17 protein-coding genes are annotated in these 19,550 nt (G+C 66.5%); 6 read left to right on the plus strand and 11 right to left on the minus strand.

Translation table 11 applies throughout. The annotated features are described in order from the left end of the window. The first annotated feature begins 49 nt into the window (after positions 1-49). Positions 50-574: a hypothetical protein gene (locus D893_RS03925; protein ID WP_018947270.1), complete on the plus strand. Its 525-nt coding sequence runs from the start codon at positions 50-52 to the stop codon at positions 572-574. On the opposite strand, the gene argH is transcribed toward D893_RS03925, so the two are convergent. Beyond that, on the minus strand, positions 559-1,992 hold the full coding sequence (argH, locus tag D893_RS03930; protein WP_110619184.1) for an argininosuccinate lyase: 1,434 nt from the start codon (positions 1,990-1,992) through the stop codon (positions 559-561). The two genes, D893_RS03925 and argH, sit on opposite strands and share 16 nt — an antisense overlap. 57 nt (positions 1,993-2,049) lie before the next feature. Between argH and D893_RS03935 the strand changes: the two genes are divergently transcribed. Next, positions 2,050-3,129, plus strand: a complete 1,080-nt coding sequence (locus D893_RS03935) for a histidine kinase (protein WP_018947268.1) — start codon at positions 2,050-2,052, stop codon at positions 3,127-3,129. A gap of 3 nt (positions 3,130-3,132) precedes the next feature. Further along, positions 3,133-3,849, plus strand: a complete 717-nt coding sequence (locus D893_RS03940) for a LytTR family DNA-binding domain-containing protein (protein ID WP_018947267.1) — start codon at positions 3,133-3,135, stop codon at positions 3,847-3,849. Positions 3,850-3,900: 51 nt separating this feature from the next. On the opposite strand, the gene D893_RS03945 is transcribed toward D893_RS03940, so the two are convergent. Further along, positions 3,901-4,371: a thioredoxin fold domain-containing protein gene (locus D893_RS03945; RefSeq protein ID WP_110619185.1), complete on the minus strand. Its 471-nt coding sequence runs from the start codon at positions 4,369-4,371 to the stop codon at positions 3,901-3,903. A 90-nt stretch (positions 4,372-4,461) separates the two neighbouring features. Here D893_RS03945 and hemC point away from each other — a divergent pair, with 90 nt between their 5' ends. Further along, entirely contained in the window at positions 4,462-5,391 is a 930-nt protein-coding gene (gene hemC / locus D893_RS03950) for a hydroxymethylbilane synthase (RefSeq protein ID WP_110619186.1), read from the plus strand. Positions 5,392-5,401: 10 nt separating this feature from the next. Next, on the plus strand, positions 5,402-6,223 hold the full coding sequence (locus D893_RS03955; RefSeq protein ID WP_018947264.1) for a uroporphyrinogen-III synthase: 822 nt from the start codon (positions 5,402-5,404) through the stop codon (positions 6,221-6,223). 71 nt (positions 6,224-6,294) lie between these two features. Here D893_RS03955 and D893_RS03960 read toward each other — a convergent pair whose 3' ends face one another. Continuing rightward, complete coding sequence (locus tag D893_RS03960) at positions 6,295-7,320, minus strand: CDP-6-deoxy-delta-3,4-glucoseen reductase (protein ID WP_110619187.1); 1,026 nt, start codon at positions 7,318-7,320, stop codon at positions 6,295-6,297. Between the two features lie 181 nt (positions 7,321-7,501). Here D893_RS03960 and D893_RS03965 point away from each other — a divergent pair, with 181 nt between their 5' ends. Continuing rightward, positions 7,502-8,068 (plus strand): hypothetical protein, encoded by a 567-nt coding sequence (locus tag D893_RS03965; protein ID WP_018947262.1) that lies wholly within the window; start codon positions 7,502-7,504, stop codon positions 8,066-8,068. A 109-nt stretch (positions 8,069-8,177) separates the two neighbouring features. Here D893_RS03965 and ubiD read toward each other — a convergent pair whose 3' ends face one another. The 8 genes from ubiD to dnaA form a co-directional block, all read right to left on the minus strand. Beyond that, positions 8,178-9,641, minus strand: a complete 1,464-nt coding sequence (gene ubiD, locus D893_RS03970; RefSeq protein WP_110619188.1) for a 4-hydroxy-3-polyprenylbenzoate decarboxylase — start codon at positions 9,639-9,641, stop codon at positions 8,178-8,180. 47 nt (positions 9,642-9,688) lie between these two features. Next, positions 9,689-10,459 (minus strand): exodeoxyribonuclease III, encoded by a 771-nt coding sequence (gene xth / locus D893_RS03975; protein ID WP_018947260.1) that lies wholly within the window; start codon positions 10,457-10,459, stop codon positions 9,689-9,691. Next, a complete protein-coding gene (locus D893_RS03980; protein WP_110619189.1) occupies positions 10,456-12,510 on the minus strand; it encodes a M3 family metallopeptidase in 2,055 nt (684 codons plus the stop codon). The genes xth and D893_RS03980 overlap by 4 nt, the downstream gene beginning before the upstream one ends. A 59-nt stretch (positions 12,511-12,569) precedes the next feature. Continuing rightward, a complete protein-coding gene (locus tag D893_RS03985; protein WP_018947258.1) occupies positions 12,570-13,085 on the minus strand; it encodes a hypothetical protein in 516 nt (171 codons plus the stop codon). A 16-nt stretch (positions 13,086-13,101) separates the two neighbouring features. After that, positions 13,102-15,534 (minus strand): DNA topoisomerase (ATP-hydrolyzing) subunit B, encoded by a 2,433-nt coding sequence (gyrB, locus tag D893_RS03990; protein ID WP_018947257.1) that lies wholly within the window; start codon positions 15,532-15,534, stop codon positions 13,102-13,104. Positions 15,535-15,643: 109 nt separating this feature from the next. Continuing rightward, positions 15,644-16,720 carry a DNA replication and repair protein RecF gene (recF, locus tag D893_RS03995; protein WP_018947256.1) on the minus strand — a complete coding sequence of 359 codons (1,077 nt, stop codon included), beginning with the start codon at positions 16,718-16,720 and terminating at the stop codon, positions 15,644-15,646. A 14-nt stretch (positions 16,721-16,734) separates the two neighbouring features. Continuing rightward, complete coding sequence (gene dnaN, locus D893_RS04000; protein ID WP_018947255.1) at positions 16,735-17,838, minus strand: DNA polymerase III subunit beta; 1,104 nt, start codon at positions 17,836-17,838, stop codon at positions 16,735-16,737. A 260-nt stretch (positions 17,839-18,098) separates the two neighbouring features. Continuing rightward, the gene (dnaA, locus tag D893_RS04005) at positions 18,099-19,469 is read right to left on the minus strand and encodes a chromosomal replication initiator protein DnaA (protein WP_110619190.1); all 1,371 of its coding nucleotides are present in this window, start codon (positions 19,467-19,469) and stop codon (positions 18,099-18,101) included. Positions 19,470-19,550 lie beyond the last annotated feature (81 nt).

Here is a 19,550-nt window from a genome sequence, read left to right on the forward strand (position 1 = left end):
GCCCACTCGGCCCGGGACTACCGCCCGCCCGCAACCGAGGAGAACCGCCGTGTCCCAGGATGATGAAAACCGCAACCCCGAGACCGACAACGAGGATCCGGGTCGCCTGCGTACCCGTGAACGCCTGATGTGGCTGGGCCTGATGGCGTTCTTCGTCATCATCCTGGCGATCTACATCGCGCGCGCCGAAGGCCTGGAGCACGACGTCACCGAGGCCAACCGCGAGCTGCTGGAGGCCCAGATGCAGCTGGCCGAATACACCCGCGAGGAGGTGCCGCGCCCGGTGGAGATCGGCCTGCGCAACGCCGACATCCAGCAGCTGCAGCGTCTGGGGATGACCAACCCGGAGCGCCGGCTGTCCGAGGATCTGGTCGAGAATCCGCAACTGGTTCCCGAGGTCCTGCGCGACGGTGACACCGCCGAGTTCCGCGAAGACGGGATCTACGTACTCAACGCGCGCTGGGTGCTCGCCCATTTCGAGAGCGGCGACCGCTTCGGCCAGCTGCTACTGGAATACGAGGTCATCCACGGCAACGTGATGTGGGACGTGGTCGACGGCTACGTCGAGGACTGATCCCCGGCTGCGGCCAGACGCGCGCGCGCAGCCGCGACCTGGCGCCGGACCTGTTCCGGCGCCGTCCCGCCGGTCACCCGGCGGGCGGCCACCGAGCCCTCGGCGGTCAGCACCCCGTGGACATCCTCGCCCACCGCGGCACTCAGCTGCTGCAGTTCCCCCAGTGACAGCTGTGCCAGGTCCACACCCCGCTCCTGCGCCAGGCGCACCGCACGGCCCACCACCTCGTGGGCGTCGCGGAAGGCCACGCCCCGCTCCACCAGGTAGTCGGCGAGATCGGTGGCGGTGGCAAAACCGCGGGTAGTGGCCGCCAGGGTGTTCGCACGACGCACGGCCAGGTTGGGGACCATGTCGGCGAACGCCCGCAGGGAGCCCAGCAGGGTGTCCACGGTATCGAACAACGGTTCCTTGTCCTCCTGGTTGTCCTTGTTGTAGGCCAGCGGCTGGCTCTTCATCAGGGTCAGGAGGCTGGTCAGATGGCCATACACCCGGCCGGTCTTCCCGCGCACCAGCTCGGGCACGTCGGGGTTCTTCTTCTGCGGCATGATGGAGGATCCGGTGCAGTAACGATCCGGCAGCTCGATGAAGTCGAACTGGGCGCTGGTCCACAGCACCAGCTCCTCGGCCTGACGCGACAGATGCATCATCAGGGTCGAGGCCGCCGCGGTGAATTCGATCGCGAAATCGCGATCCGACACCGCATCCAGCGAGTTGCGCGTGACCCCGTCGAATCCGAGCTGTTCCGCCACGTATTCCCGGTCCAGGGGGTACGGGGTACCCGCCAGGGCAGCGGCGCCCAGCGGCAGGACGTTCACCCGGCGCCGGCAGTCGCGCAGCCGTTCGGCATCGCGCTCGAGCATCTCGTACCACGCCAGCATGTGGTGGCCGAAGGTCACCGGCTGGGCCGTCTGCAGATGGGTGAACCCGGGCATGATGGTGTCGGCCTCGCGCTCGGCCAGATCCACCAGGCCGCTCTGGTAGGAACGAATCAGTTCGATGATCTCGTCGATCGCGGCGCGCAGCCACAGGCGGATGTCGGTGGCGATCTGGTCGTTGCGCGAACGGCCGGTGTGCAGCTTCTTGCCGACATCGCCGATGCGCTCGATCAGGCGCGCCTCGATGTTCATGTGGACATCCTCGCGGCCCACCTGCCAGTCGAACTCCCCGGCGGCGATCTCCTCGCGGATGGCGTCCAGCCCGTCAACGATCCGCCGCGCCTCGTCCTCGCTCAGGACCCCCACCTTCGCCAGCATGCGCGCATGGGCCTGCGAGCCGAGGATATCCTCGCGGTAGAGGCGGCGGTCGAATTCCACCGAGGCGGTAAATCGCTCCACGAAGGCATCGGTGGGCTCGGAGAAGCGGCCACCCCAGAGCTTGGCTTCGGAGGCCGGCTTGTCCTGCGGGGAATCCTGCGTCATGGTGCACTCTGAACGGGGTTTTGAACGACAGGGAAGTATACAGGGAGAGCGACTGCCATGCGCCCGGAACCGGGGTCGTCCAGCGGGAACGAGCGGGTTGACGAGGGCCGCGCGGACCGCGTCTCGCCGCTACCGGATTTCTGTGGCGCGGAGACCCTGCTGCGCGTGCTCATGCTGGCGGTACTTCTGGCCCTGGCGATTACCCTGCTGCGACCCGGCACCGGGGACTGGCTGGGGACCCTGGCACTGTATGCACTGTTCATCTTCTGGGTCGCACTCACCAGTCTGCTGATCCTGTGTCTGCTGCAGCGCCTGCTGCGGCGTGGCCCGCTAACCCTGCAGATCGTGCTGCCGCCGCTGGTCCCCATCGTCAATACCGCGCTGGTGCAGCACGCCGCCGAGTCGGTGGAGCTGGCGGATCCCGAGCTGCGTCTGCCGGTGCTGGGCATCGCGGTGATCCTGAGCCTGGTCGCGATGCATTACCTCTACCTGCAGACCGCCTGGGAACGCGAGACCCGGGCCGTGGCGCGAGCCCGCGAGCAGGCCATGCGAGCACGGCTTCGGCCGCATTTCCTCTACAACAGCATGAACACCATCGCCGGGCTGTGCCGGACGGATCCCGCGCGCGCGGAAGAGGTCACCCTGGATCTTGCCGATCTGTTTCGCGCCGCGTTCAACGGCGCCGACCACCATACCCTGCGCGAGGAGCTGGAACTGGTCGAGGGCTATCTGCGGGTGGAACAGACGCGCCTGGGCGATCGCTTCCGGATTGATCGGGAGTGGCCCGAGGACCCGTCGCTGGAACAGGAAATCCCGTCACTGGTTCTGTTGCCGCTGGTGGAGAACGCTATCCAGCACGGCATCGCACCGGCCCGCGGGCGGGGCCATCTCGGAATCCGGATCCACCGGGAACGGGATACGCTGAGCGTCGAGATCCGCAACAGCCTGCCGGAGGTGGCCGCCCCGGCCGGTACCGGAACCGCCAGCGACGCGGTCCGGCTGCGCCTGCGCCACGCCTTTGGGGATCGGGCATCGCTTCACGCGCAACGTGACGGAGACGAATTCGTCGTCCGGCTGCAGATACCGCGCACGCTGCCGGATCGACCGGATTCGGAGAGAGGGAGAGGGAGACGCTGATCCATGGAATTGCTGATCGCGGATGACGAACCGGTCGCGCGCGAGCGGCTGCGCGACCTGGTGACCGAACTGGGCCACCGGGTGGTGGCGGAAGCCGCGGACGCCGGCGAGGTACGCACGGCCCTGCAGACCTACCGGCCCCGGGTGTTGCTGCTGGACATCGAGATGCCCGGCGAGCGCGGGATCGAGCTGGCGGGCGAACTCGCGCGGAGCCATCCCGAAATGGTCGTGATCCTGGTCACCGCACACGAGGCTTTCGGCCTGCAGGCCTTCGAAGCGGGGGTGCGCGACTACGTGCTCAAGCCCGTACGCCGGGAGCGACTGGAGCAGGCTCTGGAACGAGCCCGGCATGCAACGGACGGATCCGGGCAGCCGGACGAGCCGCCGGCCATACGCCTGCGCATCGGCCGACGCGAAGAGTCGGTGCAGCTGGATGCGATCGACTGTTTCGTCACCGAGGATGGCTGCGTAGTCGCACGCGGGCGGGACCTCGAGGGCTTCGTCGAGGCTCGGCTGCAGGATCTGGAGCAGGCCCTGGGGGACGAGGTGCTGCGCGTGCACCGCGGGGCCCTGGCGGTGGCCCGGAACGTGGCGGGCCTGGAGACCCGCAACGCCGGCGACCATCGTCTGCGGTTTCGTGACGGGCGCGATCCGGTACCGGTGAGCCGGCGGCAGCTGGCCCGAGTGCGCGAGTTTCTGCGGCGGCACACCCGGGTGTGATCCGGGCGGGCCTGATCCGCGCGGGTCCGGTCCGGCGGGACGTGGCGCGGGTCAGCTGCCCTGGCGTGCGGCGTTGATGCGCATGCGCACCTGACTGCGGTAGAGCTCCTCGTTGGGAATGCCCACCAGCGGGCGCCCGACCGGATTGCCCTCGGCGTCGAACGCCACCAGGGTGAGGGTCACGCGGGCCCCGTACCGGTTCCCCAGCTCGGAGCCACGCATGGTATCGCCATCGAAATCACGGACTTCTTCGCCGTTCATCTCCACCATGAGGATATTGACGTCGGAATGGGCCTCGTCACGGCTCATCGGGCCCAGATGGGCCTCCTTCGCGAGCTCGCAGTAGGGGCAATTCTCGGCGGTGAACATCACCACGGTGGGCTTGCGCTCGCCGTTGTCCTTGAGCGCCTGCAGGTCGGTCACCCGTTCCAGCTCCGCCTGAGCCGGTCCGGCGAACAGCATGGCCGCGGCCAGGCCGAAGGCCGCGAGAATCCGGTTGCGTGTCATCATGAACTTGTCCATCGGTTTTTCGGCTGCGGGTTGCGAGCCGTTATACTACGTCGTTTTTATGGACCCGGGACAAACCACCGGGTTCCCCGAACGGGACACTGCATGAAACCGCTACGCATCGCCACCCGCAAGAGTCCGCTGGCCATGTGGCAGGCCGAACACGTCGCCGAGCGTCTGCGCGCGGCACACCCCGACCGGCCGGTCGAACTGGTGGGCATGACCACTCAGGGCGACCGCGTGCTCGACTCGCCGCTGGCGAAAATCGGCGGCAAGGGCCTGTTCGTGAAGGAGCTGGAGAACGCGCTGCTGGAAGATCGCGCGGATATCGCGGTGCATTCGGTCAAGGATGTCCCGATGGAGCTTCCGGAAGGTCTGGCCCTGCCCGTCATCCTCGATCGCGAGGATCCTCTGGATGCGTTCGTGTCGAATCACTACGGGCACGTGGACGAGCTTCCGCAGGGCGCGCGGGTCGGCTCCTCCAGCCTGCGTCGCCAGTGCCAGCTGCGTGCCCGCCGGCCCGATCTGGAGGTCCATGACCTGCGCGGCAACGTGAACACGCGGCTGGGCAAGCTGGATGCCGGCGAATACGACGCGATCCTGCTGGCCGCGGCGGGACTCAAGCGCCTCGGCTTCGATGCGCGCATTCGCAACTGCCTGGAACCCGAGGTCAGCCTGCCCGCCGTCGGTCAGGGGGCCATCGCGATCGAATGCCGCGACGGGGACAACGAGGTGGAAGCACGGATCGCCAGCCTGAATGATCCGGATACCAGCGATCGCGTACGCGCGGAACGCGCGTTCAACCGCCGGCTCGAGGGGGGTTGTCAGGTACCGCTGGCCGCCCATGCGATCCTCGAGTCCGACGGTGGCCTGTGGCTGCGCGGGCTGGTGGGCGCGGTCGATGGCAGCCAGCTGCTGCAGCGCGAGGTACGCGGGCCCCGTGCCGATGCCGAGGCACTGGGCATCCGCCTGGCGGACGAGCTGCTGGAACTGGGCGCCGGGGAACTCCTGCGCGCCGCAATGAACGATCACTGAGGACCGCATCATGGCCGATGCCGAAACCGCCGCCCGGAGCCGGGCCCCGACCCTCGCCGACCGGGGCATTCTGGTGACCCGGCCCGCCGCTCAGGCGGAACCGTTCTGTGAGGCGCTGGAGAGTGAAGGGGCCCGGGTGATCCGCTTCCCGGTGCTGGAGATCCTCGCACCCAGCGATCCCACCAATCTGCGCGCGGTGCTGGACGAGCTGGATCAGTTCGATATTGCGGTGTTCATCAGCCCCAACGCCGTTCAGCGCGTGATGAACCTGGCGCTGGCGGATCGTGAGTGGCCCGCCGGGACCGCCATCGCCGCGATCGGCAACCGGACGGCCCAGGAATTGCGCAGTTTCGGCCACGCGCCCGACATCGCCCCGCCCCGCCGCTTTGACAGCGAGGCGCTGCTGGCGGAGCCGGCGATGCAGGAGGTGGGCGGCAAGCGGGTGGTGATCTTCCGCGGGGACGGCGGGCGCGAGCTGCTGGGAGATACTCTGCGCGAACGCGGCGCCACGGTGACCTTCGCCGAGGCCTACCGGCGCGGCCGCCCGGAGGGGGACACCGGGGATCTGATGTATGCGTTCTCGCGCGGGCAGATCGACATCATCACCATTACCTCGGGCGAGGGCCTGCGCAATCTCTACGAGATGGTCGGCAAGCTGGGACGCATGTGGCTGCGCAAGACCCCGCTGGTGGTCGGCAGCGAGCGCATCGCCGAAATCGCGCAGGAGCTCGGCTTCAAGGCCGCGGTGGAGACGGCCGAAGATCCTACCGACGCGTCCATGCTGGCGGCCGCACGCCGTCTCGCGGCGCGCCTGGACGGCAGCGACGGCTGAGACAGGGTCGGTCCCGCTCCCACGAAACCGGCAGGAGACTGCTCGCAGGCGAACAGGGGCACGTGCCCCGGTCAGGATCCGCCCGCCGGCTCGAAGCTGTCGTAGTAGAGCTGCTCGGGGGGGAGACCCGCCGCACGGAAAGCCTCGCGGGCCGCATGCACCATGGGTGGCGGCCCCGCCATGTAGACATCGAAGCCGGACAGATCCGGATATTCGGCCAGCACCGCATCGTGGGGCAGTCCCGCCCGCGCGGCGAAGCCCGCCGCCTCGTCCTGCGGATGATCGGACAGAACCGGGGTAAAACGGAAGTGCTCCGGTTCCGCAGCCGCCATGGCCTGCAGCCACTCGGGAGCATAGATTCCCGCCGCCTCCCGCGCGCCCCAGAACAGGTGGTGCCGCCGGTCCAGGCCCTCGTTCGCGAGGTGGTCCAGCATCCCCTTCAGCGGACCGAAACCGGTCCCCCCGCCCACGAACAGGCGCGGGCGCGGCGATTCCTCGTCCACGAAGAACTGCCCCAGCGGGCCCTCGATACGCAGCAGGGCCTTGGGCTGCATCTCTTCGAACACATGGGCCGAGAAGCGTCCGCCCTCGACGTATTTCACGTGCAGGATCAGCTGTTCGTCGTCGTGCGGAGCGTTGGCCAGGGAATAGCTGCGGCGTTCACCCCCCTTCAGCAACACGTCGAGGTACTGCCCGGCGAGGAACTGCAGGCGTTCCCGCGCGGGGAGCTGGATACGCAGTTCCATCACGTCATCGGCCAGGCGGTTGAGGGCCGCCACGCGGCACGGCAGCGTCTTGACCTCGATATCACGGGCGGCGCCGATCTCGCGCACCTCGATCTCCAGATCATCCACCGGGACCGCCTGGCAGAACAGCGCCAGGCCGTCGGCCAGCTCGGCCTCGGTAATGCCCGGTGGCAGTTTGGGACCATGATCCACCTCGCCCGACAGCACCCGACCCTTGCAGGAACCACAGGCACCGTTGCGGCACCCGTAAGGGAACGCGTATCCCTGACGCAGGCCGGCCTCGAGGACGGTCTCGTCGTCCTCGACTTCGAACTGGTGGCCGCTGGGCTGGATGGTGACGTCAAAGGCCATTGGGGAATGCTCCATGCAGGAAAGGCGTTCATTGTGGTCAGAGAACCGGGGAACGCAAGCAACCGCAAGGATTCCGGAACGACCGCCCGGATTCGCCGCGCCCCCCCGATTCGGGGGGTGCATGAAGGGTGGGTTCTGGGGCAGACTTCGCGAGACCACAATGGGCAAAGGGGAGAAAGCCATGCAAAAGAAGCAATACCTGAGCGTGCTGGCCGCAGCGGGCGTCCTGGCACTGGGTGGCTGTGCCGCGAACGAGACCCGGGATTCGGGCGGGGAGGCGCAGGCGGCGCCGGCGGTCAGTGATCCGGCGGTCACCATCGTGATGCCCGAGCGCTTCGCCTACAGCGATGATGCGGTGGTGACGCAGGCCATCCGCAATGAATGCGAGCTGGAAGAACGCTTTCCGGAGTTCGTGCAGGAGTTCGGTGCACGGCATGACATTCGCTTCGAGGAGCGCGGTGACGCGAGCCCGGCGGACGGCGGCCAGGTCCTGATGGTGGAAATCACCCAGGCGCGCAACGACGGGAATGCCTGGTCCGGGCACCGTGCCTTCAGCGAAGCCGAAGGGACACTGTACGAGGACGGTGAAGCCGTCGCGGACTTCACCTCTCGTCGCATCTCCGGTGGCGGCGCCTTCGGCGGATTCAAGGGTACCTGTTCGGTGATGGGACGCACGATCCGCGCGATGGGCTCGGATATCGCCGCATGGTCGCGGGTGCCGGAAGACGGCGCCCATCTGGGCAACTGAGCCCCCGACCAACGGAGCGGGCCCGGATGTCCCCGGTCCCGCTCCCTTTCCTGCGGAGGGGATCGGCTGGAGCCCCGGGGGGGGGCAGCCCGACAGCCGGGTCGCGGGTTCAGAGCCCCAGTTCGTCCCAGATGGCGTCCACCCGTTCCTTCACGGCCGGATCCATGCTGATGGGTCGGCCCCATTCGCGGTCGGTCTCGCCGGGCCATTTGGATGTCGCATCCATCCCCATCTTGGATCCCAGACCGGATACCGGCGAGGCAAAATCCAGATAATCTATAGGTGTATTCTCGACCAGCGTGGTATCGCGCACCGGATCCATGCGGGTGGTGATCGCCCAGATCACGTCCTTCCAGTCGCGGGTGTTCACGTCTTCGTCGACCACGATGACGAACTTGGTGTACATGAACTGCCGCAGGAAACTCCAGACCCCCATCATCACCCGCTTGGCATGGCCGGGGTACTGCTTGCGCATGGAGACCACCGCGAGGCGGTAGGAACAGCCTTCGGGAGGAAGGTAGAAATCCACGATCTCCGGGAACTGCTTCTGCAGGATCGGGACGAAGACCTCGTTGAGCGCGACCCCGAGAATGGCCGGCTCGTCGGGCGGGCGGCCGGTGTAGGTCGAGTGATAGATCGGCTGGTCGCGGTGGGTAATCCGGTCGACGGTGAAGACCGGGAATTCGTCGACCTCGTTGTAGTATCCGGTGTGATCGCCGAAGGGTCCTTCCGGCGCGTTATCGCCTGGATGGATATGGCCCTCGAGGACGAATTCCGCGGAGGCGGGCACCTGCAGATCGGAGCCGATACAGGTGGCCAGTTCGGTCCGGCGCCCGCGCAGCAGGCCGGCGAAGGCATACTCCGACAGGGTATCCGGTACCGGGGTGACCGCCCCCAGGATCGTCGCCGGATCTGCACCCAGGGTCACGGCCACCGGGAACGGCTCGCCCGGGTGAGCCCGGCACCATTCCTGATAATCCAGAGCGCCACCCCGGTGTGACAGCCAGCGCATGATCACGCGGTTGCGTCCGATGACCTGCTGGCGATAGATGCCCAGGTTCTGTCGGGTCTTCTCCGGGCCGCGGGTCACGACCAGGCCCCAGGTGATCAGGGGCCCGGCATCGCCCGGCCAGCAGGTCTGCACCGGCAGTTGGTTCAGGTCGACGTCATCACCCTCGAGCACGTGTCGCTGGCAGTCCGGACTGCGCACCTTCTTCGGCGCCATGTCGAGGACCTTGCGGAACACCGGGAGCTGCTCCCAGGCCGCCTTCAGACCCTTGGGCGGATCGGGCTGCTTGAGAAAGGCCAGCAGGCGGCCGACCTCGCGCAACGCCTCCACCGAATCCTCGCCCATGCCGAGGGCCACCCGTTCCGGCGTGCCGAACAGATTGGCCAGCACCGGGATGTCGGAACCGGTCGGGTTCTCGAACAGCAGGGCGGGACCGCCGGCACGCAGTACGCGGTCGCTGATCTCGGTCATCTCCAGATCGGGGCTGACCTCGCGCTGGACGCGGCGGAGCTCTCCCCGCTGTTCCAGGCCGTCGATGAAATCGCGCAGATCCTTGTACTGCATGGGTCCTCCCGTGACGGGTGGTGGTACCGGTGGCGGGTCAGACGGGGTCAGTCGTCGGTGAATTCCGCCCATACCGGGGCATGGTCGGAGGGGCGTTCCCAGGCGCGGGGTTCGCGGTCGATACCGGCCCCCGCCAGCCGGCTGGCGAGGGCCGCCGACGCGAGGATCAGATCGATGCGCAACCCGCGATTGCGGCGGTAGGACGCGGCTCGGTAGTCGAACCAGGAGAATTCACCTTCGGACTGATCAAACGCGCGGAACGTATCCGCCAGCCCCAGGGCCTGCAGGGACTGCAACGCTTCGCGTTCGGGTGCCGAACACAGGACCTTGCCCTCCCAGGCCTCCGGATCGTGAACGTCGCGGTCGTCCGGCGCGATATTGAAATCGCCGAGGACCACGAGCCTGTCGTGGTGCCGGGCCTCTTCTTCCAGCCAGCGCCGGACCCGCGACAGCCAGTCGAGCTTGTAGGCGTATTTTTCCGAATCCACGGCCTCGCCATTGACCACGTACAGGTTCACCACCCGCACGCCGGCGATGGTCGCGGCGAGGATACGGCGCTGGGCGTCCTCGAGCCCGGGCGGGTCGGTCACCACGTCGGTGGCCTCGGTGCGCGACAGGATGGCGACCCCGTTATAGGTTTTCTGGCCGGAATGGACCACCTGATAGCCGGCCTCGTGGATGGCGGCCACGGGGAAGGCTTCGTCGGTCAGTTTGGTCTCCTGCAGGGCGAGGATGTCGGTATGCGACGTCCCCAGCCATGACAGGACCTGGGGCAGGCGCACCTTCAGGGAATTGACGTTCCAGCTGGCGATCTTCACGCGGCCTTCTCCTCCAGTCCACTGTGGCGCAGCAGCGCATCGATCTGCGGGTCGCGGCCGCGGAACGCGCGAAAGGAATCCGCGGCAGGGCGGGATGCCCCCGCCTCGAGGATCTCGTGCAGGTAGTCGGCGCCGGCCTCGCGCGAGAACAGGCCCTCCTCCTCGAACCGGGCAAAGGCATCCGCCGAGAGCACCTCGGCCCACTTGTAGGAGTAGTAACCCGCGGCGTAGCCCCCCGCGAAGATATGGGCAAAGCCGTGGGGAAAGCGGTTATACGACGGCGGAATGAAGACCGCGACCTCCTGCCGCACCGCGTCCAGCAGGTCCTGGATCTCTGCGGGATCCGTCGGGGCCGGACGGTCGTGCAGGCGCATGTCGAACATGGAGAATTCCACCTGGCGCAGCAGCTGCAGGGCAGCATGAAAATGACGTGTGCCCTGCAGGCGTTCGTACAGGTCCTCCGGCATTGGTTCGCCGGTCTCGTGATGCCTGGCGAAGAGGTCCAGCGGTTCCCGCTCCCAGCACCAGTTTTCCATGAACTGGCTGGGCAGCTCGACCGCATCCCATTCCACACCGTTGATGCCGGCGATCTCGGGCTCGTCGACCCGCGTCAGCATGTGGTGCAGGCCGTGGCCGAATTCATGAAAGAGCGTGATCACCTCGTCGTGGGTGAACAGCGCGGGCTGGTCATCCACCGGCGGCGTGGAATTGCAGGTCATGTAGGCCACGGGCAGCTGCAATCCGTCAGGCCGCGCATAGCGCTGGCGGCAGACATCCATCCAGGCGCCTCCGCGCTTGTTGCGGCGGGCGTAGAGGTCCAGATAGAAGCCGGCGCGTTCATCGCCCTCGGGTCCGAAGATGCGGTAGAAGGTCACGTCGTCGTGCCAGGTCTCGATCGCGGGATCGGCCTCGAAGCGGACCCCGAACAGGCGTTCGACCAGACGGAACAGACCGTCAACGGCCCGGGTGGCGGGGAAATACGGTTTCAGCATCTCCTGCGAGAGTCCGAGCCGGCGCTCGCGCATCTTCTCCGCGGCCCAGGCCACATCCCAGGATTCGAGTTGCTCTAGGTCCAGTTCCTCGCGGGCGAAGCGCTCCAGCTCGGCGCGGTCGCGTTCGGCCCGGGGGCGGGCCCGGCGGGCGAGATCGGCGAGAAACTGCTCCACCTGCTCCGGCGTCTCGGCCATCTTGGTGGACAGCGAACGATGGGCGTAACGGGGAAAACCGGTGAGTTCGGCCTTTTCCTGGCGCAGCTGCAGGATTTCGACCATGTTGGCGGAGTTGTCGTAGGCGAGGTCGTGCGGGCCGGTCTCCGAGGCTCGGGTGACGAAGGCGTGATAGACGCGTTCGCGCAACGCCCGATCGTCGGCGTGAGTGAGGACGGCGTGCACGCTGGGGAAGTCGAGGGTGGCGGCCCAGGGGGCGTCCAGCTCGTGGTCACGGGCGTTCCGGGCCAGCAGGGCGCGGTCGGAATCGGACAGGCCGGCGAGTTCGCCCTCCTCGTGTAGCGGATAGGCCCAGGCCTGAGTGGCGTCCAGCACATTCTCCTCGAAGCTCGCGGTCAGCTCGGAGAGCCGCCCGTCGATCTGCCGCAGGCGGTCGCGCGCCTCGGCGGGGAGATCGACACCGCTCAGATGAAAGTCACGCAGGGCATCGTCGATGACCTTGCGCCGCTGCGGCGAAAGGCGCGGGTATTCATCGCCATCGGCCAGCGCGCGGAAAGCCTGGTACAGGCCCTGGTGCTGGGACAGCCAGGAACCGTAATCCGACAGCCTGGGCAGGCACGCATTGTAGGCCTCGCGCAGGGCCGGCGAATTCATCACCGAATTCAGATGGCTGACCGGCGACCAGGCGGTCTCCAGGCGATTTTCGAGGTGCTGGAGAGGGGCGACCAGGTTGTCCCAGGTGGGCCGGTCACCGGCGCGGGCGACGAGTTCATCGATCTCGCGGCGATTGTCGGCGAGCAACTGATCAATGGCCGGGATCACATGATCCGGCTCGATGGACCGGAACGCGGGCAGGGAATCCACGTTCAGCAACGGATTGGACACGACGGCTCCCGGGGTCGGTGTTTGGGAACAGGATTATGCCACTGTCAGGGAAACACGGATCAATGTGCACGCTCGCGCTGGTGGGACGGCTCCAGGGGGGCGTAGGGACCACGGACGGTCAGGCGCGCGATCAGTACGCCCGAAGGGGTTCGGCACAGCGAGCGATAGGCGCCAAGGGCCGCATTGTAACGACGAATGGCATCCGTGATGGCTACATCCAGGGCCTCGATGCGACGGACGCCGGAGTGATCGCGGGTGGATTCATCGAATTCCTCGGCGAGCAGGTCCCAGTTCTTGCGCAGGTCTCGCTCGGCCGCCGCAAGTTGCGGTGGATTGCCGTGGCGGCGTGCGGATTCATGTGCCTCCAGGGCGGTGTCCAGGCCGGCGCGGCGGGCCGGCGGGACCGCGAGTTCGGTCAGAGCCCGCGGCAAAAGCGCATTACGCTGGCACACCAGGACATCGAATTGTTCCCAGGCGCGGGTGACCTGGCGGTGACAGTGGGCGAGACGGGCCGCCGTCCGCCCCAGCCAGACGAGGCCGGTCACGGCGACAAGGGCCAGCAGCAGAGCGAGCACGGGCGACGCGCGCGGCTCAGATGTCGACGTTTTCGGCGCTCAGCGCACGGGTCTCGATGAAGTCGCGACGCGGTTCGACCTGGTCGCCCATCAGGGTGGTGAAGATCTCGTCCGCGCGAATCGCGTCCTCCACGCGGACCTGCAGGAGGCGACGGGATTCGGGATCCATGGTCGTCTCCCACAGCTGCTCGGCGTTCATTTCCCCGAGGCCCTTGTACCGCTGGACGGACAGCCCACGCCGGCCTTCGGCCAGCAGCCACTCCATGGCTTCGGAAAAACGGACGATTTCATGACGCCGCTCGCCGCGCTGAATGTAGGCGCCTTCGTCCAGCAGGCTCTGCAGGCGTTCGGACAGATCGAGTATCGCCTGGAAATCGCGCGAGGCCAGGGTGTCGTCGGTGAGGTGCTGTGACATCCGGGCGCCGTGCTCGAGACGATGGAGTGCGAGCCGGTCATGACCGTCGGCGTCGCGATCGGCCTCCAGTTCGTAGCGCGTGGCACCCGCCTTGTCACTCGACAGTCCGTCGAGAATCGCCTGGAACCATTGCTGAACCGCGGGTTCGGTCACCGAGCGCGGACGCGGCATGGGTGGCGCTTCCAGCATGCCCCACAGGACGCGGGGGTCATACAGACGTCCCAGACGCCCGACCGCCGCGGCGGCCGCCTGGTAGGCGCGGATCAGGTCCTCGAATGCTTCTCCGGTGATCGCGGGGGCCTCGGCGGCGGGGTGCAGCGCTGCCCCGTCCAGGGCCAGGGAGTGGATGATCTGCTGCATCTCCTGTTCGTCGCGGATGTACTGCTCGCGCTTGCCGCGCTTGATCTTGTAGAGCGGCGGCTGGGCGATATAGACGTGGCCGCGCTCGATCAGCTCCGGCATCTGCCGGAAGAAGAAGGTCAGCAGAAGGGTGCGGATGTGCGAGCCGTCGACATCCGCGTCGGTCATGATGATGATGCGGTGATAGCGCAGCTTGTCGGGGTCGTATTCGTCCTTGCCGATTCCGCAGCCCAGGGCGGTGATCAGCGTACCGACCTCGGCAGAGCCAAGCATACGGTCAAAACGCGCGCGTTCCACGTTGAGGATCTTGCCCTTGAGCGGAAGGATCGCCTGGAAATGGCGGTCGCGGCCCTGCTTGGCCGAACCGCCGGCCGAGTCCCCCTCCACCAGGTAGAGTTCCGAGCGGGACGGGTCCTTTTCCTGGCAGTCGGCCAGCTTGCCGGGCAGGCCGGCAACGTCCAGTGCGCCCTTGCGACGGGTGACTTCGCGTGCCTTGCGCGCGGCCTCGCGGGCGCGGGCGGCGTCCAGCACCTTGTCGGTGATCGCCTTGGCCTCGGGCGGATTTTCCAGCAGGAAGGCGCCCAGCGCATCGGAGAGCACCGAATCGACGATCGGCTTCACCTCGGAGGAGACCAGCTTGTCCTTGGTCTGGGACGAGAATTTCGGGTCGGGGACCTTCACCGACAGGACCGCCGTCAGACCCTCCCGCATGTCATCGCCGGCCGTGGCGACCTTCGCCTTTTTGGTCAGGCCCTCGCGCTCGAGATACTGGTTGATCGTGCGGGTGAGCGCGGCGCGAAAACCGGCCATGTGGCTGCCGCCATCGCGCTGCGGAATGTTGTTGGTGTAGCAGAAGATATTCTCCTGATACGAATCATTCCACTGCAGGGCGATCTCCACTGCGTAGTCGTCCCGCATCTGGTCGGCGTAGATGACCGTGGGATGCAGGGCGGTCTTTTTCTGGTTCAGGTGCTCGACAAAGGCACGGATACCGCCTTCGAACACGAAGGTCTCTTCGCGGTTGTCGCGCAGGTCTCGGAGCGTGATGCGCACCCCCGAGTTGAGGAACGAAAGCTCGCGCAGGCGTTTGGCGAGGATCTCGTAATGGAACTCGACGTCGGAGAAGATTTCGCTGCTGGGCCGGAACCAGATGCGGGTACCGTGCCGTTCGGTCGCCCCCGCCACGGTCAGATCGGTCTCCGGTACGCCGAGGTGGTAGATCTGTTCGTGCCGCTGGCCATCGCGATGGATCTCCAGGCGAAGCTCTTCCGACAGGGCGTTGACGACCGACACGCCTACCCCGTGGAGGCCACCCGAGACCTTGTAGGAATTGTTGTCGAACTTCCCGCCGGCGTGCAGGACGGTGAGGATCACTTCGGCCGCGGATTTCCCCTCTTCCTCATGGACATCCGTAGGAATCCCTCGGCCGTTATCGGCAACGCTGATGGCGTTGTCCTCGTGGATCACGACCTCGATGCTGTCACAGTGTCCGGCCAGGGCCTCGTCGATGGAGTTGTCCACCACCTCGAAGACCATGTGGTGCAGACCGGTGCCGTCATCGGTATCGCCGATGTACATCCCCGGACGCTTGCGCACCGCGTCCAGGCCCTTGAGGACACGGATCTGGCTGGAATCATAGGCGGCGGGATCGGCGGGGATTTCGTGGTCGGCCATGGATGCGCTTCCGGCAGGTGACAATCCCGTCATTGTACCGCAAAGCCGGCCGAGTCTGGCGGTCGGCGGGTCGGGGGGTGAAAGGAGGAGGGATGTTCCACGTGGAACATCAGTCGGGCGGAGTCACCTGCCCGTGTTCCACGTGAAACATCCGGGGCTCCCGAACCCGGTCTCCGACCGCGCCGTGATCCACTGCGGTCAGCAGGACCTGCCAGCCCAGCGTATCCAAGCCGCCGAGCAGCCCGGCCGTCACCCCTCGATCCAGTTCCGACAGAACGTCGTCAAGCAACAGCAGCGGCGAGCGACCCGTACGCGCCTCCAGCATCAGACCCTGCCCCACCACCAGCGCCGTTACCAGCCGTTTCTGTTCCCCTCGCGATCCCTCCGTCGCGTCCCTCCCCGCCAGTTTCAGCACCAGATCGGCACGCTGCGGCCCGACCTGCGCAAACCCGCGTTCCGCATCCGTGCTCCGACTGCGATCAACCGCCTCCGCCAGCGAGCGACGCTGCTCCCATCCCGGCCGAAGCCGAAGATCCAGACCTTCAAGGTCCTCCTTGAAACCCAGCTTCCCCGCGGCCTCCAGCGTCCGAGCCCGCCATTCTCCGACATACTCTTCGCGCGCCCGGGTCACCCGTTCGCCCGCCCCCACCAGTGGCCCCTCGAATTCACGGGCCGCGCTCCCCTGTCCCTGCCGCAACGCCGCGTTTCGCTGCTCGTGGGCCCGCCGCCAGCGCTGCCATGCCTCGCGGTAGCCGGCAATTCCGTGAAAACAGCCCCAGTCCAGCAGCCGTCGCCGTTCCTCCGGCCCTTCCCGTACCAGGTCGAAACTGCCCGCGTGCAGCACCCGCGAGGGCAGCCATTCCGCCACGCGCGCATGCCCCCGAAGCCACTCTCCGTCCAGACGCGAGCGCCGGCTCCCCTGCCATTCCACACCGAGCCGGTGGCGCGTCCCGCTCACCGGGTCCAGCACCGTTCCTCCCACGCCGAGGTAATGTTCCCCCTCACGTACCACCCGGCGGAGTTGCTGCGTACGAAACGACCGGCCGACCGACAACAAATGACAGGCCTCCAGTACCGATGTCTTGCCAGCACCGTTGGCCCCGGCGAACACGTTGAATCCGCCGCTCAGCTTCAGCCGGGTCGCCTCCAGGTTGCGCACGCCCTGGATACGCAGTTCTTCCAGCACCCCGGGGTCCGCAGCTACAGACGCATCGGCATGACCACGTAGCGCGCGCCGCCAGGCGGTTCCGCCTGGATCAGGATCGAGGAGTTACCGTCCCGAAGCCCGATCCGCACTGAATCCGTTTCGATCACGTTCAGTACGTCCTGCAGGTACCCGAGGTTAAAGCCGATCTCCATTTCCGGCCCGTCATAGGATGCTTCCACCGCCTCCTGCGCTTCCTCGCGATCGGCGTTATGGGTCATCACCTGGCAGCCCGCCGGTCCCAGGACCATCCGCACCCCCCGGTACTTGTCACTCGCGACGATGGACACACGTGCCAGCGCCCTTTTGAGGACTTCCCGTTCCACCACCAGGGTCGCCGGAAGATCCGCGGGGATCACCCGTTCGTAATCCGGAAACCGCCCTTCAATGACCTTGGACCGCAGAACCGCCGATCCCAGCTCGAACACCATCTGATCCTCGGCGAACCCGATACGCACCGCCTGGTCATCGTCGGTGAGGTTGCGCTTCAGTTCGGCCACCGCCTTGCGTGGCACGATCCGTTCGATGCGGTTATCCACCGCCTGATCGAGCTCGATCTCGGCCAGAGCGAGACGGTGGCCATCGGTAGCGACAGCGCGCAGCGTATGCCCCGTCGCCACGAGCAAAAGCCCCTGGAGGTAGTAACGCACATCCTGCTGCGCCATGGAGAACATGGTCGCCTCCAGCAACCGCCGCAACCGGTTCTGCGGCACATCCACGGCGGCCACGATTCCGCCGGCCTCCCAGTCGGGGAAATCCGCACCCGGCAGGGTAGCGAGCGAAAACCGTGAACCGCCAAAACCGACACTCATGCGTTCCGCATCCAGGCTCGCCCGGATCTCGCTCTCGCCGGGTGCGGCCTTTACCACATCCAGCAGCTTGCGCACGGACACGGTGGTGTCGCATTCCGCCGGAATGTTGCCGGCTGCATGTGCACTCCAGGCCAGTTCCAGGTCCGTAGTCTCCAGCCGCATGCCCCCGGTATCGTCCGGCCGCACGCGGACGTTCCCGAGGATCGGCATGGTCAGCCTTTTCTCGGCCGCCCCCACGATCCGCTGCAGGGCCTCGGTCATCGCTTCCCGGTTGAATGAGAGTTCCATGGCTTGTCCTGTTGTAAGAGCTTTCTAAATGAATACTTGTAGTAATAACTGACGCGTCAGCCTGTGGAAAAAAGACCGTTTTACATTTCAAAACAGCAATTTATGACTATAAATCTGTCCCGTCAGCCCTTGGGGATAGCTGTGCGTGGCCTGTGGACAGATTTCGCCTCCTCACTCACCCACGGTTTTTGCACCGCCACAGGGACAGCTTGTCCACCGTTTTATCCACAGCCCCGGGCGGGCGTTCTCCCATCCGCCGTTCAACTGCTCAGCGTGCGGAGCAGGTTGGAATAGTCCTCGTCGAGGCTCGCGTCCGACTCGCGCAGTTCCGCGATCTTGCGGCAGGCATGCATGACCGTCGTGTGATCGCGCCCGCCAAAGGCCTGACCGATCTCCGGCAGGCTGTGCTGGGTCAGCTCCTTGGCCAGAGCCATCGCTACCTGACGTGGCCGCGCGATCGAGCGGCTGCGGCGCGTGGACAGCAGATCCGCGACCTTGATCCGGTAATAATCGGCCACCGTCTTCTGGATGTTCTCCAGCGTAATCAGCTTGTTCTGCACCGCCAGCAGGTCGCGCAGCGCCTCCTTGGCGAAGTCCACCGTGATCGGCTTGCCGGTGAAGTGGGCGTTTGCCAGGACCCGGCGCAGCGAACCTTCCAGTTCGCGGATGTTCGAGCGGATTCGCTTGCCCATGAAGAAGGCCACCTCGCTGGGCAGTTCGATCCCCGCCTGTTCCGCCTTGCGCTGCAGGATGGCGACACGGGTCTCCAGTTCCGGCGGTTCGATCGCGATGGTCAGTCCCCAGCCGAACCGGGACTTCAGGCGTTCCTCCAGCCCCTCGACTTCCTTGGGGTAACGGTCGGAGGTCAGGATGATCTGCTGCTGGCCTTCCAGGAGCGCGTTGAAGGTGTGGAAGAATTCCTCCTGCGAGCGTTCCTTTCCGGCAAAGAACTGGATGTCATCGATCAGCAGCGCATCCGCACTCCGGTAGTGCTGTTTGAAGTCGTCGATCGCGTTGTGCTGCAGCGCCTTGATCATGTCCGCCACGAAGCGCTCGGAATGGAGATAGATGATCCGGCCTTCCGGCTGACGCGCCAGGATGCTGTTGCCAATCGCATGCATCAGATGGGTCTTGCCCAGGCCGACACCGCCGTAAATGAACAGCGGGTTGTAGCCGACCCCGGGGTTTTCCGCTACTTGCAGACTGGCGGCCTTGGCCAGCTGGTTGGACTTCCCCTCGACGAAGGTCTCGAAAGTGAACGCCGGATTCAGGTTGCTGACCGGTCCGGATGCGCGAGGCGGCGTGCCGGCCCCTTCGGCCGGCCGTGTCCCGGTGGCGCCCGCCCCGTCGCCTGCCGCTGCCGGCGCTGGTTCCTCGCCGCCGATCCCGAGACGGACGGCCGGTGTTTCACCCCCGGAACCGGCGGGGGCGATCTCCACCACCGCCTCTTCGATCGTCCCGAGCAGATGGTCGCGCACGTGCTCGAACACGAACTGGTTCGGGGCCAGTAGGCGCAGGGTGTCGCCACTTTCATCCGCATGCAGGGGGCGCAGCCAGGTATTGAGCTGCTGTTCGGAGACCTTGTCCTGCAGGCGGTCCAGGCAGGCCCTCCAAAGGCTGTCGGAAGCCACGCGATATTCTCCGATGAGGGATACGAAACAGGCGTGCAGTCTACGCCCGCCGTGCCGGGTCACGCCAGCCGCATCCCCCGG

It is taken from the genome of Thioalkalivibrio sp. ALE21, from assembly GCF_003208255.1.
GTDB classification, from domain to species: domain Bacteria; phylum Pseudomonadota; class Gammaproteobacteria; order Ectothiorhodospirales; family Ectothiorhodospiraceae; genus Thioalkalivibrio; species Thioalkalivibrio halophilus.